The 14,064-nt window shown below is 66.8% G+C and carries 13 protein-coding genes; 3 read left to right on the plus strand and 10 right to left on the minus strand.

Going from position 1 to position 14,064, the window contains the following annotated elements:
• Window positions 1–137: 137 nt before the first annotated feature.
• The 5 genes from glmS to BMY06_RS09040 all read right to left on the minus strand — a co-directional run bounded on the left by glmS (window position 138) and on the right by BMY06_RS09040 (window position 6,271).
• Entirely contained in the window at window positions 138–1,967 is a 1,830-nt protein-coding gene (gene glmS, locus BMY06_RS09020) for a glutamine--fructose-6-phosphate transaminase (isomerizing) (protein WP_074982754.1), read from the minus strand.
• 76 nt (window positions 1,968–2,043) lie between these two features.
• The gene (gene glmU, locus BMY06_RS09025; RefSeq protein WP_074982756.1) at window positions 2,044–3,405 is read right to left on the minus strand and encodes a bifunctional UDP-N-acetylglucosamine diphosphorylase/glucosamine-1-phosphate N-acetyltransferase GlmU; all 1,362 of its coding nucleotides are present in this window, start codon (window positions 3,403–3,405) and stop codon (window positions 2,044–2,046) included.
• A 261-nt stretch (window positions 3,406–3,666) separates the two neighbouring features.
• Window positions 3,667–4,734, minus strand: a complete 1,068-nt coding sequence (ttcA, locus tag BMY06_RS09030) for a tRNA 2-thiocytidine(32) synthetase TtcA (protein WP_074982758.1) — start codon at window positions 4,732–4,734, stop codon at window positions 3,667–3,669.
• Between the two features lie 3 nt (window positions 4,735–4,737).
• Window positions 4,738–5,133 carry a dihydroneopterin aldolase gene (locus BMY06_RS09035; RefSeq protein WP_065061120.1) on the minus strand — a complete coding sequence of 132 codons (396 nt, stop codon included), beginning with the start codon at window positions 5,131–5,133 and terminating at the stop codon, window positions 4,738–4,740.
• A gap of 274 nt (window positions 5,134–5,407) precedes the next feature.
• The gene (locus BMY06_RS09040) at window positions 5,408–6,271 is read right to left on the minus strand and encodes an SDR family oxidoreductase (protein ID WP_074982760.1); all 864 of its coding nucleotides are present in this window, start codon (window positions 6,269–6,271) and stop codon (window positions 5,408–5,410) included.
• On the opposite strand from BMY06_RS09040, the gene BMY06_RS09045 reads away from it, so the two are divergent.
• Both BMY06_RS09045 and BMY06_RS09050 read left to right on the plus strand, forming a co-directional pair.
• Window positions 6,252–7,496, plus strand: coding sequence for a class I SAM-dependent methyltransferase (locus BMY06_RS09045; RefSeq protein WP_390969649.1), 1,245 nt, complete (start codon window positions 6,252–6,254; stop codon window positions 7,494–7,496). The two genes, BMY06_RS09040 and BMY06_RS09045, sit on opposite strands and share 20 nt — an antisense overlap.
• Window positions 7,497–7,530: 34 nt before the next feature.
• The gene (locus BMY06_RS09050) at window positions 7,531–7,725 is read left to right on the plus strand and encodes a DUF2905 domain-containing protein (protein ID WP_065061122.1); all 195 of its coding nucleotides are present in this window, start codon (window positions 7,531–7,533) and stop codon (window positions 7,723–7,725) included.
• A 65-nt stretch (window positions 7,726–7,790) separates the two neighbouring features.
• Here BMY06_RS09050 and BMY06_RS09055 read toward each other — a convergent pair whose 3' ends face one another.
• The 4 genes from BMY06_RS09055 to BMY06_RS09070 all read right to left on the minus strand — a co-directional run bounded on the left by BMY06_RS09055 (window position 7,791) and on the right by BMY06_RS09070 (window position 12,841).
• Window positions 7,791–9,062 carry a multifunctional CCA addition/repair protein gene (locus BMY06_RS09055; RefSeq protein ID WP_065061123.1) on the minus strand — a complete coding sequence of 424 codons (1,272 nt, stop codon included), beginning with the start codon at window positions 9,060–9,062 and terminating at the stop codon, window positions 7,791–7,793.
• Window positions 9,059–9,715 carry a glutathione S-transferase family protein gene (locus BMY06_RS09060; protein ID WP_074982990.1) on the minus strand — a complete coding sequence of 219 codons (657 nt, stop codon included), beginning with the start codon at window positions 9,713–9,715 and terminating at the stop codon, window positions 9,059–9,061. Before BMY06_RS09060 ends, BMY06_RS09055 begins: the two co-directional genes overlap by 4 nt.
• 91 nt (window positions 9,716–9,806) lie before the next feature.
• Window positions 9,807–10,763: a complex I NDUFA9 subunit family protein gene (locus BMY06_RS09065; RefSeq protein ID WP_074982763.1), complete on the minus strand. Its 957-nt coding sequence runs from the start codon at window positions 10,761–10,763 to the stop codon at window positions 9,807–9,809.
• Between the two features lie 104 nt (window positions 10,764–10,867).
• Entirely contained in the window at window positions 10,868–12,841 is a 1,974-nt protein-coding gene (locus BMY06_RS09070) for a lytic transglycosylase domain-containing protein (protein WP_074982765.1), read from the minus strand.
• 20 nt (window positions 12,842–12,861) lie between these two features.
• Between BMY06_RS09070 and BMY06_RS09075 the strand changes: the two genes are divergently transcribed.
• Complete coding sequence (locus tag BMY06_RS09075; RefSeq protein WP_124263374.1) at window positions 12,862–13,470, plus strand: 5-formyltetrahydrofolate cyclo-ligase; 609 nt, start codon at window positions 12,862–12,864, stop codon at window positions 13,468–13,470.
• 47 nt (window positions 13,471–13,517) lie between these two features.
• On the opposite strand, the gene BMY06_RS09080 is transcribed toward BMY06_RS09075, so the two are convergent.
• Window positions 13,518–14,030 carry a winged helix DNA-binding protein gene (locus tag BMY06_RS09080; protein WP_074982767.1) on the minus strand — a complete coding sequence of 171 codons (513 nt, stop codon included), beginning with the start codon at window positions 14,028–14,030 and terminating at the stop codon, window positions 13,518–13,520.
• Window positions 14,031–14,064: the final 34 nt, after the last annotated feature.

The following is a 14,064-nucleotide window of genomic DNA, read 5'->3' on the forward strand; positions in this document are numbered from 1 at the left end:
GCCCGCTGCAAACGATCTATGCCGATTGCATCAACGAGGCCTTTTCGCGCTGCACGAAGCGAAAAACCAATAAAAAAGCGCCGGATTTTCATCCGGCGCTTCTCAGACAGCAGAGCGCGGCCGCAGCCGCTCCCGCGTTACTCCACCGTCACCGACTTCGCGAGATTGCGCGGCTTGTCCACGTCGGTGCCGCGCGCGCAGGCCGTGTGATACGCGAGCAATTGCAGCGGCACCACGTGCAGGATCGGCGAAAGCAGACCGTAGTGCTCCGGCATGCGGATCACGTGGATGCCCTCTTCGCTCGTGATGTGCGTGTCGGCGTCGGCGAACACGTAAAGCTGGCCGCCGCGCGCGCGCACTTCCTGCATGTTCGACTTGAGCTTTTCCAGCAGCGCGTCGTTCGGCGCGACCGTGACCACCGGCATCGCTTCCGTCACGAGCGCGAGCGGGCCGTGCTTGAGTTCGCCCGCCGGATACGCTTCCGCGTGGATGTACGAGATTTCCTTGAGCTTGAGCGCGCCTTCGAGCGCGATCGGGTAATGCAGCCCACGGCCGAGGAACAGCGCGTTTTCCTTGCGCGCGAACTCCTCCGACCACGCGATGATCTGCGGCTCCAGCGCGAGCACGCCATTGAGCGCGGCAGGCAGATGGCGCAGCAGCTTCAGATACGCGGCTTCCTGCTCCGCGCTCACGTGGCCGCGCAGCTTGCCGAGCGTGACCGCGAGGATGAACAGGCCGACCAGCTGCGTGGTGAACGCCTTGGTCGACGCCACGCCGATCTCGCGGCCCGCGTGCGTGAGGAACTTGAGTTCGGTGAGGCGCACCATCGCGCTCGTCGCCACGTTGCAGACGGCCAGCGTGTGCTCCATGCCGAGCGATTGCGCGTGCTTGAGCGCCGCGAGCGTGTCGGCGGTTTCGCCCGACTGCGAAATGGTGACGACCAGCGCGCGCGGATTCGGCACCGACTCGCGGTAGCGGTACTCGCTGGCGATTTCGACATCGGTGCGGATCTTCGCGACCGATTCGAGCCAGTACTTCGCCGTGAGGCCCGCGTAGTAGCTCGTGCCGCACGCGAGAATCAGGATGCTGTCGATGCCCTTGAACACCTCGGCGGCGTTCTCGCCGAACAGGTCGGCGTCGAAGGTGTCGGCGGCCGGGATCGTGTCGGAAATCGCGCGCGGCTGCTCGAAGATTTCCTTCTGCATGTAATGGCGATACGGCCCGAGTTCGACCTCGCCGCCATAGCCGCCGTAAGCCTGCACGTCGCGCGTTTCGCGCGTGACGATGTTGCCCTGACGGTCGGCGATACGCACGCCTTCGAGCGTGATTTCGCAGACGTCGCCTTCTTCGAGGTAGCTCACGCGCTCGGCGCTGCCCGCGATCGCGAGCGCATCGGAAGCGATGAAGTTTTCGCCCTTGTTGCCGTAGCCGACCACGAGCGGCGAACCCGCGCGCGCGCCCACGACCGTATGCGGCTGATCCTTGTGCACGACGCCGATCGCATACGCGCCCGCGAGCTGCTGCACGGCTTCGCGCACGGCGGCGAACAGATCGCCTTGATAGAGGCTGTGAATCAGGTGCGCGATGACTTCGGTATCGGTCTGCGAGACGAACTCGTAGCCCTTGGCCTTGAGCATCTCGCGCAGCGCTTCGTAGTTCTCGATGATGCCGTTGTGCACGATCGCCAGCGCGTTGCGCGAGAAGATCGGATGCGCGTTGTTGACGGTCGGCGCGCCGTGCGTGGCCCAGCGCGTGTGCGCGATGCCGGTGACGCCTTCGAAGTGCGCCTCGCGCACCTGTTCGTCGAGCTCGGCCACGCGCGCGACGCTGCGCACGCGCTGCGGGCCTTCGGCCGTCACGATGGCGACGCCGCACGAGTCGTAGCCGCGATATTCGAGCCGCCGCAGTCCTTCGATGAGAACGGGGACGATGTTACGTTGCGCTACTGCGCCGACGATGCCGCACATGGAATTCGATCCTTTGCAATGAGAGGCGGGGCGCTGCGCGCGCGTTCGCGGCGCGGCGCCCGAAGTGTCCTGCCGTTCAGCTTTTTTTCTTCACCGGACGAACGTAGCCGGTTTTCGCGATCTGGGTTTTCTCGTTGAGCGCCAGCGTGTCCGCCGGCACGTCCTTCCAGACCGTGGTGCCCGCCGCGATGGTCACGCCGCGGCCCACGCGCACGGGCGCGACGAGCTGCGTATCCGAACCCACGAAGACGTGATCTTCGATCACGGTGCGATGCTTGTTCGCGCCGTCGTAGTTGCAGGTGATGGTGCCCGCGCCGATGTTCACGCCCGCGCCGATGTCGGCGTCGCCCACGTAGCTCAGGTGATTCGCCTTCGAGCCGAGCCCGATGTTCGCGTTCTTCACTTCGACGAAGTTGCCCACGTGCACTTCGTCGGCGAGCTTCGCGCCCGGACGCAGACGCGCGTAAGGACCGAGCACGGCCTTCGCGCCCACGCTGGCGCTTTCGATATGCGTGTAGGCGTCCACGCGCGTGCCCGCGCCGATTTCGGCGTCGCGGATCACGCAGTTCGGACCGATGTGCACGTTGTCGCCGATGGTGACCGTGCCTTCGAACACGCAGTTCACGTCGATGAACACGTCGCGGCCGCACGAGATCGAGCCGCGCAGATCGAAGCGCGCCGGATCGGCGAGCGTGACGCCGCCCGCGAGCAGCGTGTCGGCGGCATTGCGCTGATAGACGCGTTCGAGCACGGCCAGTTGCTGCTTGCTGTTCACGCCGAGCGTTTCCCATTCGGCGTCGGGCTGCGCGGTCACGACCGCGTGACCCGCGGCGATCGCGGATTCCACCACGTCGGTCAGGTAATACTCGCCCTGGGCGTTGTCGTTCTTGAGCGCGTCGAGCCAGCCCGCGAGCGGCGCCGTGGGCGTGACGACGATGCCCGTGTTGATCTCGTCGATCAGGCGTTCGTCGTCGTCGGCATCTTTCTGCTCGACGATGCGCACGACCTCGCCGGTCGCGCCGCGCACGATGCGGCCATAGCCGGTCGGGTCGTCGAGCGTGACGGTGAGAATGCCGTAAGCGTTTTCGCCCGCGGCGTCGGTCAGGCGCCTGAGCGTGGACGCGCGCGTGAGCGGCACGTCGCCGTAGAGCACGAGCGTCGGCACGGACGGATCGAGCAGCGGCAGCGCCTGCGCGAGCGCGTGGCCGGTGCCGAGCTGCTGTTCCTGTAGCGCGAACTGCACGTCGGGGGCGCCGACCGCGGCACGCACGGCGTCGCCGCCATGGCCGATCACCACGACGAGGCGCGTGGGCGACAGCGTGCGGGCGGTATCGATGACGTGCGAGAGAAGCGGCTTGCCAGCCAGCGGATGCAGCACTTTGGGCAGCGCGGAGTGCATGCGTTTGCCCATGCCTGCCGCGAGGATCACGATGTTCATTGCATCGGTGACTTGAGAGGGAAAGAAGCGATCGATTCTAGCATGGGGGGTATCCCCAAGACGCCTTGCGGGCAAGCCTTTGCCGCCGATTCCCCGTGTTTCGCACACACTTTTACAAGCGTGTTGCGCGCAGGCCGCATCGCATGAAAAAACGGCCCGCGTGAGAGCACGCCGGGCCGTTCGGGGTCGGAAGCGGATTGCGCAAGCCGCAGGTGCCGCGTTGTGTTGCGTTCTATCGCTTGGCACTGCGCCGTGCTGCGATCAGAGATCGTCGAACGGCGTGAACTTGAGCGTCGCGCCGTCGGTCGACGCGGGCGTGTCGGTCGAGCACGGTTCCTCGTCGAAGGCGATGTCGCCGTTCGGGTCTTCGACGCCCGTCGCGCGCAGATCCTTGAAGCCGAACAGCGAGGCGTCCATCAGATGCGAGGGCACGACGTTGCCGAGCGCGTTGAACATGTTCTCGATGCGGCCCGGGAAACGCTTGTCCCAGTCGCGGATCAGCGCCTTCATTTCCGCGCGCTTGAGGTTCGGCTGGCTGCCGCACAGATTGCACGGAATGATCGGAAATTCGCGCAGTTCCGCGTACTTTTCCAGATCGACTTCCTTCACGTAGGCGAGCGGGCGGATCACGATGTTCTTGCCGTCGTCCGACTGCAGCTTGGGCGGCATGCCCTTGAGCTTGCCGCCGTAGAACATGTTCAGCAGCAGCGTTTGCAGGATGTCGTCGCGATGGTGGCCGAGCGCGATCTTGGTCGCGCCCAGCTCGCCCGCCACGCGGTACAGAATGCCGCGGCGCAGACGCGAGCACAGCGAACACGTGGTCTTGCCCTCGGGCACGAGGCGCTTGACGATGCTGTAGGTGTCCTGGTTCTCGATGTGATACGGCACGCCGATCTTGTCGAGATACGCGGGCAGGATGTGCTCCGGAAAGCCCGGCTGCTTCTGGTCGAGATTGACCGCGACGATCTCGAAGTCGATCGGCGCGCGCTCGCGCAGGCGCATCAGCACGTCGAGCATGGCGTAGCTGTCCTTGCCGCCGGACAGGCAGACCATCACCTTGTCGCCCTGCTCGATCATGTTGTAGTCGCCGATCGCCTGGCCGACCTGTCGCACGATGCGCTTGTAGAGCTTGTTGTTCTCGTAGGCTTCTTTCTGCTCGCGGCGCGTGAGCGCGCGGCGGCCGCCTTCCTCGCCGTTGTCGGCACCGTCGGCACCGTCGGCACCATCGGCACCGTCGGCGTTATCGGCTTGTTCCGGGCTTGCGATGTGCTCGGCGGCGAGCGTGGCTTCGGCGGCCGAGGCCGTGGCCAGCGTATCGGGGGCGTTCATGAATCAGTCCTCTTTGATGCGAAAGACTTCGACGCCCACCGCGTCGCAGTCCGGATAGACGTCGGGCTTTTCGGTCGAGACGCGCACGGCACGCACCTGCTCGTGCGCGAGCAGCGCGGCGGCGAGGTCGTCGACGAGCGTTTCCTGCAGATGGATATGCCCCTGGCCGATGCGGGCCGCGACCGTCGCGCGCATGTAGTCGTAATCGACGACTTCGCGCAGCTTGTCTTCGCGCGGCGTGGTCGACGCGAGCGGCACGTACAGATCGACGTTGATCACGACGCGCTGTTCGCCGCGTTTTTCGAAGTCATGCACGCCGATGTTGATGTTGACTTCGTAGTTGCGCAGAAAAAGCCGGCGGCAGTCGGCGAGCCGGGGATGCAGGAGTACGGCGGACATGTTCGTTCCAGTCGATAAAAGCGTGCGGTTCAGGCACCTGCGCAGGCGCGCTGCGCCATGCGGGTCATTCAGGGTCGCGCGGTCGTTCTGCCAGACTGCCGGGGCGCTCGGGCGAGCGGCGCGACGAGGTGGGAAGGACCGCGATAAAACGTTTCGGGCGCGCGGGATTGTCTTGCAGTTAGTTGCAATTCAATGCCGGGCAGTCATGCTGCGCCCGCGACCGGTTTTTCGCGAACGCCGGCGGGCGCGCGGAGCCTCAGACTTCTCTGGCCGCTCAAGCGCCCGTCAAAAACATCACGTCGCGCGGCAGCGGCACGAGATGCTGGCCGCCGTCGACGACGAGCGTCGTGCCGGTCACGCCGCGCGCCTGCGCGAGATACAGCGCGGCGTCGATCAGATCTTCGGGCCGCGACGCCCGGCCCAGCGGCGTCACCTTATGCGCGGCCTCGAAGCCTTCCGGCGACTGATCGCCGGATTGCAGCGTGAGGCCGGGCGCGAGACCCGCCACGCGCACCTTCGGCGCGAGCGCCTGGGCCAGCGCGACGGTGGCGTTCGCGAGCGCCGCCTTCGTCAGCGTATACGACAGATAGTCCGGATTCATGTTGTACAGCTTCTGGTCGAGCACGTTGATGACGCACGCGCGCAGCGCTTCGTCGTCGATCGCCGCGTCGGGCGTGGCCTCCCAGAGCGTGCGCGCCAGCACGAGCGGCGCGCCCACGTTGATCGCCATGAGCTGCAGCAACTTCTCGTAGCCGACGTCGCGCGCCGTGTCCTCGCTGAAACGCGACGCGTTGTTCAGCACGCAGGACGGCCTGCCGAGCGCCGCCGTGCAATCGGGCACGAGTCGCGCCACCTGCGCCTCGCTCGCCAGATCGGCATGCAGCGCGATCGCGCGACGGCCGAGCGCGCGGATTTCGGCGACGACCTCGTCGGCTTCCTCGCGCGAGTCGCCGTAATGCACCGCCACGTCCCAGCCGTGCGCCGCGAAGCCCAGCGAGAACGCCCGGCCGATGCGCCGCGCGCCGCCCGTCACCAGCACCACGCGCGCGGACGCAGCGGGTCTGACGGGGTCGGATGCAAAATGATCCGCCTGCGCTGCGTCGCGTTCAGGCGCGCCGATGCCGGAAGTTGCGCTCATTTACAATGCCGGGATGAATCCGAAAGCTCACGAACCCGCTAGTTTACCTGTTCCCGAGCCGATCGCGCTCGCGCAGTCCGAGGCGCTCGCCGCGACCTTGCGCGCCGAACTCGCCGCGGCGGGCGGCTGGCTGCCATTCGACCGCTACATGGAGCGCGCGCTCTATGCGCCGGGCCTCGGCTATTACAGCGGCGGCGCGCGCAAATTCGGCTTGTTCGCCGACGACGGCAGCGACTTCGTAACCGCGCCCGAGATGTCGCCGCTGTTCTCGGCCACGCTCGCGCGTGCCGTCGCCGAAGCGCTGGAAAAAAGCGGCACGCGCAAGCTGATGGAGTTCGGCGCGGGCACGGGCCGGCTCGCGGCGGGCGTGATGCTCGCGCTCGAGGCGCTGAACGTGAGCTTCGATTCCTGGGATATCGTCGATCTGTCGGGCGAGCTGCGCGAGCGTCAGCGCGAGACCATCGCGAAGCTCGCGCCACATCTGGCCGAGCGCGTGCGCTGGCTCGACGCGCTGCCCGAAACGTTCGAAGGCGTGGTGATCGGCAACGAAGTGCTCGATGCCATGCCGGTGCGCCTCTTCGCCCGCAAGGACGCCGTGTGGCACGAGCGCGGCGTGGCCGTGAACGATGCGGGCGCCTTCGTGTTTTCCGACCGCCCCGCGCACAGCGGCGAAGCGAACTGGGCGCAGAGCGAGCCGGGCAACGTACTCGCGCAGATCGAGGGCAGCGAGGATTACGTCGCGGAAACGCACGAAGCCGCGCTCGCCTTCACGTGCACGGTCTGCACGATGCTCACGCGCGGCGCGGCGTTCTTCATCGACTATGGCTTTCCGGCCGGCGAGTACTACCACCCGCAGCGCGTGCAAGGCACGCTGATGTGCCACTATCGGCACCGCGCGCACGGCGATCCGTTCCTCTACCCCGGCTTGCAGGACATCACGGCGCACGTCGAATTCAGCGGCATCGCGCAGGCGGGCGTGGAAACCGGCGCCGATCTGCTCGGCTACACCTCGCAGGCGCGCTTCCTGATGAACGCGGGCATCACCGAGGTGCTCGGCGAAATCGATCCGGGCGACGTCGTGCGTTTCATGCCCGCGGCGAACGCGGTGCAAAAGCTCGTCTCCGAAGCGGAGATGGGCGAGCTGTTCAAGGTGATCGCGTTCTCGCGCGGCATCGACTCGACCCTCGCCGCGTTCTCGCGCGGCGACCGCAGCCACACGCTCTGACCACGCTCACTTCCCCCTCTTTCACGGCCCCGACATGATCCGCTGGTTTCTGACCACCTTCATCGCCGTCGCGATTCTGTCGGGCGCGCAGCCCTGGTTGCGCAAGCTCGGCATCGGCCGTCTGCCCGGCGACGTCACGCTGCGCCTGTTCGGCCGCGAGTATCCGCTGCCGTTCATGTCGACGCTGGTGCTGTCGATGGCCTTGTCGTTTCTCGTGCGCGCGCTTTGAGTCGATGAAATAAAAAACGGCGCACACGTGCGCCGTTTTCCGCTACCACGAACATCGATCAGGTCTCAAGCCGCCGCGAGCGCGCCCTCGACCGCATCGACGCGCGCGCGATGCACGGCGTCCTTGATTTTCTCCGCCACCGACGTGCCACTCTTGCCGTTCGCCTGACCCGCCGCCGTCACTTCGCCGGCGATCTTACCCGCATCCACGCCGCGCGCCGCCACCAGCGCCACGCGCAGGCGCTCGGCCTGCGGATACGGCGCATTCTCCCAGTTCAGCCGTCCGCGCAGATCGGACTCGCAGGCCTGCAACGCCTCGGCGAAACGCGCGGGCTTGCGCAACGCGTCGCTGCGCTCGAACAGCCGCACGAGCGCAGCCGCGCCCATATCCATCACGCGATGCACGTTGCCATGTTCGCGCGCGACCAGCACCGCGAGATCGCGGCAATCGTTGGGCACGCGCAGACGCTCGCACAGCGGCTTGAGCAGATCGACGCTGCGTCCTTCATGGCCGATGTGACGCGGCAGCACATCCTCGGGCGTGGTCGCCTTGCCGAGATCGTGCGTGAGCGCCGCGAAACGCACCGGCAGCGCGTAGCCCTGCGCGGCCGCGTGGTCGATCACCATCATCACGTGCACGCCGGTGTCGACTTCGGGGTGATAGTCGGCGCGCTGCGGCACGCCCCAGAGCGCATCCACTTCCGGCAGCACGCGCGCGAGCGCGCCGCATTCGCGCAGCACCTCGAACATGCGCGACGGCTTCGCTTCCATCAGTCCGCGCGAGACTTCCTGCCAGACGCGTTCGGGCACGAGCGCGTCGGCCTCGCCCGAACTCACCATCGCGCGCATCAGCGCCAGGGTTTCGGGCGCGACGGTGAAATCGGCGAAACGCGCCGCGAAGCGCGCCACGCGCAGGATGCGCACGGGATCTTCGAGGAACGCATCGCTGACATGACGGAACACGCGCGCGCGCAAATCGTTCGCGCCGCCGTACGGATCGACGATCGGACCGGTCAGCACGCCGCCCGGCTGCACCTCGCGCGCCATCGCGTTGATGGTGAGGTCGCGCCGCGCGAGATCCTCTTCGAGCGTGACGTCGGGCGCGTAGAAGAACTGGAAGCCGTGATAGCCCGCCGCCGTCTTGCGCTCGGTGCGCGCGAGCGCGTACTCCTCCTGGGTCTGCGGATGCAGAAACACCGGAAAGTCCTTGCCGACCGGACGATAACCCTGCGCGGCCATCTGCTCCGGCGTCGCGCCGACCACGACGTAATCGCGGTCGCGCACCGGCAGGCCGAGCATCTCGTCGCGGATCGCGCCGCCTACGACATAAATCTTCATGCTGCGGAATCGTCGAGTTCGTCGTGGCCAATGCGATGCGTCTCGCGGCGCGCGGCGTCGATCCACGCGGCCACGGCGGGCAGCGCCGTGACGCGTTGCGCGTAGGCGGCGGCCTGCGCGGACAGCGTCGGCTGATAGCTGTTGAAGCGCATCACCACGGGCGCGAACATCGCGTCGGCGATGCTGAATTCGCCGAACAGGAACGGGCCGCCGCTCGCGTCGAGACAGGCGCACCAGAGCGCGTCGATGCGCGCGACGTCGGCGAGCGCACCGGGCGTCGCGCCCGCGCCCGGCTTGATCGTGCGGATCGCCATCGGCATGTGCGTGCGCAGTTCGCCGAAGCCCGAATGCATTTCGGCGCTCACGCTGCGCGCCTGCGCGCGCACGTTGGCGTCGCGCGGCCACATCGCGTGTTGCGGAAAACGCTCGGCGAGCGTTTCGGCGATCGCGAGCGAATCCCACACCGCCACGGCTTCGTCGGTCACGAGGCACGGCACCTTGCCCGACGACGAGAACGCGAGAATCGCGTCCTTCGTGCCCGGCTGATCGAGTTCGATCAGCACCTCTTCGAACGGCAGGCCGAAATGCGTCATCAGCACCCAGGGGCGCATCGACCACGACGAGTAGTTTTTGTCTCCGATAACGAGCTTCATGATGACCATCGCAAAAATGTAAGGGGACGCCGCGCCGGCCAGCCTGCCTGCTTGTTGCCCGGCGGCCCTGCGCCGCGTCCGGCGCGCCGGTCTATCGTCCCGCGCTGGCGCGGAAGATGTTCAGGCGCGAGCGCAGCGAGGCGTCGGCGAGATAAAGCGGCGCGATCGTTTCGATGCTCGCGGGCTCCACGCCCAGCTCGGGCGCGAGCGGGCCGCTCAGCACGCTGTCGACTTTCATCGAATCGAGATTGTCGCGCGTGAGCACGGGTTCTCCCGGCGCCAGTTCGAACGAGAACGCCTGCAGCCGCGCGAATGCGTCGGGCAGCCGCACGATGCGCGCGTGCCGGCCGATCGCCTCGCCGCAATACTTCACGAGCTGCTCGAGCGTGTAGACGGTCGGGCCGCCGAGTTCGTAAGTGTGCCCGCTCGCGGCGTCGAGATCGAGCACATTCACGATCGCCTTCGACACGTCGCCCACATAGACCGGTTGAAATTTCGCATCCGGCATGCCCAGCGGGATCACCGGAAAGAGTTTCTGCAGCACCGCGAAACGGTTGAGAAAGTTGTCTTCGGGACCGAACACGACCGACGGACGGAAGATCGTGGTGGCCAGCGACGTGGATGCGTGCACGGCCTTCTCGCCGTCGCCCTTCGAGCGCAGATACATGCTCGGGCCGCGCGAATCGGCGCCCAGCGCGCTCAGGTGGATGAGCCGGTGCACGCCCTTGCCTTCGCAGGCCGCGACGATTTTGGTCGGCAGATCGACATGGAGCTTCGTGAAGCCCGGGCCGTAGGGCGTGCCGTGGCCGCCGTTGAGCGTGCCGACGAGATTGATGACGGCGTCCGCGCCTTCGAGAAAGCTCGCGAGCGCGACGGGATCGGTCACGTCGGTTTCGAAGACGTCGATGGGCAGCAGGGTGAGATGGCGGGCGTTCGCGCGGCGGCGGGCCGCCACACGCACGGTCTTGCCGGCCTCGACGAGCGCATTGACGAGGTGGCTTCCGATGAATCCCGAACCGCCGATGACCGCGATGGCTTGATGTCTCATCTTCGACCTCCTCGTGCCCACGGCGGCGAGGCGTGGAGAGGTCCGCGGATGACGGCTGGCGAGGCGGCGCGGCCCGCGTGGGAGCGGAACGCGCCGCGCGGCGCTTACGGCGAAATGTAGCCGAGACGCGCCTTCAGCGATTGCGGACGGCCCTCGAACAGCGCCGCGTAGTAGACGGTGTTGGACAACACGTTTTTCACGTAATCGCGGGTTTCCTGAAACGGAATGGATTCCGCGAAGATGGCGCCTTCGACGCCGCCCTGCAAGGTGGAACGCCACTGACGCGGGCGCCCCGGTCCCGCGTTGTAGCCCGCGGTGGCGAGCACGGCGGAACCGTCGAACTGATTGTAAATCATCGACAAATAGTTCGTTCCGAGCAGGATATTGGTGTCGAGGTCGTTGAGCTGATCGCGCGACAGCGGGCCGAGGCCGATCTTCTTCGCGACCATTTGCGCCGTGGCCGGCATGATCTGCATCAGACCGCTCGCGCCCACGCCCGACTTCGCGTTGAGAATGAAGCGCGATTCTTGACGGATCAAGCCGTAGGCCCATTCGACGTCGAGCCCGTTGGTCTGCGCGTCGCGCTCCACCACGTCGCGGAACGGCGCGAGATAGCGCAGCGAGAAGTCGTGTTCGCTTTGCGTACGGTCGGCCGTGTTCACCGTGCGGTCGAGCAATTGAATGCGCTTCGCGTATTCGGCCGCGGCGAGCAGTTGACGGTCGCTCATGCCGCGCAACGGCCAGTTCCATTCGCGATTGCCTTCGAGACGCAGGTTCAGCGCGTAGAAACGCTGCGCGAGCGCAAAGCCTGGCGTTTGACCGGCTTGCGTGACTTCGGCGTCGCTGACCGTGGTCTTGGGCGGAATCGTGATCTTCTGGCCGAGTTCTTCGGTGGCGAGCTGGCCGTAGAAGTTATAGCCCTGCGAGATCGAGGCGAATTCCTGGCTCGCCTGGCCGGTGTCGCCCGCCTGCTTGAGCGCGCGTGCGTGCCAGTAGACCCACGACGGCTGCGCGCGCAGCGCGGCCGGCATCTGCTCGATCGACCAGCGCACCATGGTCCAGTCGCCGCCGAGCAGCGCGGCGCGCGTGCGCCATTCGTAAGCCGGGCTCGACAGCGGCGCGTTGGCCGAGAGGCGATACCAGTCGAGCGCGCCCGGCATGCGCTTGAGCGCCGCCTGATAGCCGATCGTGCCCCAGCCGATCGCCCGCTCGGGCGAGGTGAGCGAGGGCGCGACGGCCGCATAGGTGGCCGCGGTCATGGCCGGATCGTTGCGTGCCATCACCGTGACCGCGAGCAGCGCGAGCTGATGCGATTGCGGGTCGGCGCCGACGCCGCGCGCGAGCATGAGCGGCGGCGTGCTGACGGCCTGGCTGAACGCCGTGGGGTCGGGACGCTGTGCGAGCGCGTCGAGCAGCTTCGAGCCGGTGGTGGTCTGGTTCTGTTCGTAAGCGAGACGGATCTGCTGCCAGACGTCGTCGCTCGAGAACTGGCCTTTGATGGCGAGCGCCGTAATGAGGTCGACGCAACCGTCGCCGTAATAACGCGGTTCGGTGAGCAGCGCGCGTGCGTCGTCGGCGACGTTATCGCCGCGTGCCGCGCGCGACTCCAGCGCGTAGCACTTCACCTGCGTGTCGTCGTTGAGCACGAAGCGCGGATACTGCTTGTCGAAATTCGCCCAGTCGTGACGCGCGCCCAGCACGAGCAGATAGTCGTTGCGCATGCGGTCGCCGATCGCCTCGCCGTCGTGGCGCTGCAGGAACGACAGCACGGGCGCGTCGGGCGCATCCACGCGTGCGTGGCCCTGCGAGTCGAACAACTGCGGCTTGAGCTGGAAGTATTCGAGATACGCCGGCGCCGGATAGTCGGGAATCATCGCCGCGAGTTGCGCGGCGCGCGCCGGGTCGTTGTTGCGCGCGGCTTCGCGAAGCTGGATGAAAGTCTGGTCGTCGGGCGTGAGGGTCGCCCCCACGGGCAGGGCGACGGGCCGCACGGCGTCGGCCGTGCTGCACGCGACGAGTGCAGCGGCGGTCAGTGCGAGACCGACCACGCGATATACTCGAACAAGGCGTTTGGACATCGTTATTTCTGGAGCGCGAGGTGAACCCAAGCATAGCACGCAACCCCCTTGCGGAATCCAAAAAGGACTGGCGTATCAAGCTGCGCGAGGCACGCCTGGCGGCGTCTTCGGACGCTGCTGTAAGCGCCGCTCTGACGGTTCATCTCGATGCGCTGATCTCGCGTGTCGCTCCGCTTTCGATTGGCTTTTATTGGCCGCTGCCTGGCGAGTTCGACGCGCGCGCGTGGATCGCTGCGTGGCTCGCCGCCGCCCCCTCGCGCCGCGCCGCGCTGCCCGCGATTCCCGAGCGTCATACTCCGCTGCATTTCTACGCGTGGACACCGGATGCGCCGATGCGCGAAGGCCATCACGGCATCCTCGAACCGGCGCAGCCGCTCGCCGTGGTGCCCGATCTGCTGCTCGTGCCGTGCGTGGGCTTCGACCGCGCGGGATACCGGCTCGGCTACGGCGGCGGCTATTACGACCGCACGCTCGCCGCGTGGCCCGGCGCGCAGCCGCCGTACACCGTGGGCATCGCTTACGAAACGTGTCGTATCGACGACGGCGTGCTCGAACCGGAAGCGCACGATCTGCCGCTCGACGCGATCGTCACCGAGACGGGAGCGCATCTCGCGCATCGCGGCGCGTAAGGAATTCGCAACCGCGCGTCCCGCGTCGCCGCCGTTTTTCGATCACTTCACAACGAAGCCGCCGCGCGCGCCGCCGTGTCATACAGTCCGGACGCGTTGCGCATCAGTTGCGCGGCATCGCCGATCTGCGCGTTGGACAAGCCGCTCTCCTTGAGCGTGGCGATCAGGCAGCTTTCGCGCACGTCGCGATATCGCAGACACAACTCGCGCCCCGCGGGCGTCACCGCGAAAAACGCCTCCTTGCCGTGCTTCTCGCTCGTCACATAGCCGCGCGCGACAAGCTTCTTCAGCGCGTAGGTGGCGACGTGCGTATCCTCGATATTGAGCACGAAACAGATATCGGCGAGCTTCTTGCGCCGGTCGCGATGACCGACGTGATGCAGCAGCGATACCTCGATCGGCGTCATGTCCTTGGCCCCGGCCGCCGACATGCAGCGCACCATCCAGCGATCGAACGCATTGCTGGCCATGATGAGCGCGTACTCGAGTTCGGAGAGTTCGGCGCTCGTCTCGGAAACGAGATGTTCGGACGATACGATCCTGGTCGGCTGGCGCGGCATGACGAAAGTCCCGGCGTGACAGTGGTGGCGCCAG

Source organism: Paraburkholderia tropica (assembly GCF_900109265.1).
GTDB lineage: Bacteria > Pseudomonadota > Gammaproteobacteria > Burkholderiales > Burkholderiaceae > Paraburkholderia > Paraburkholderia tropica.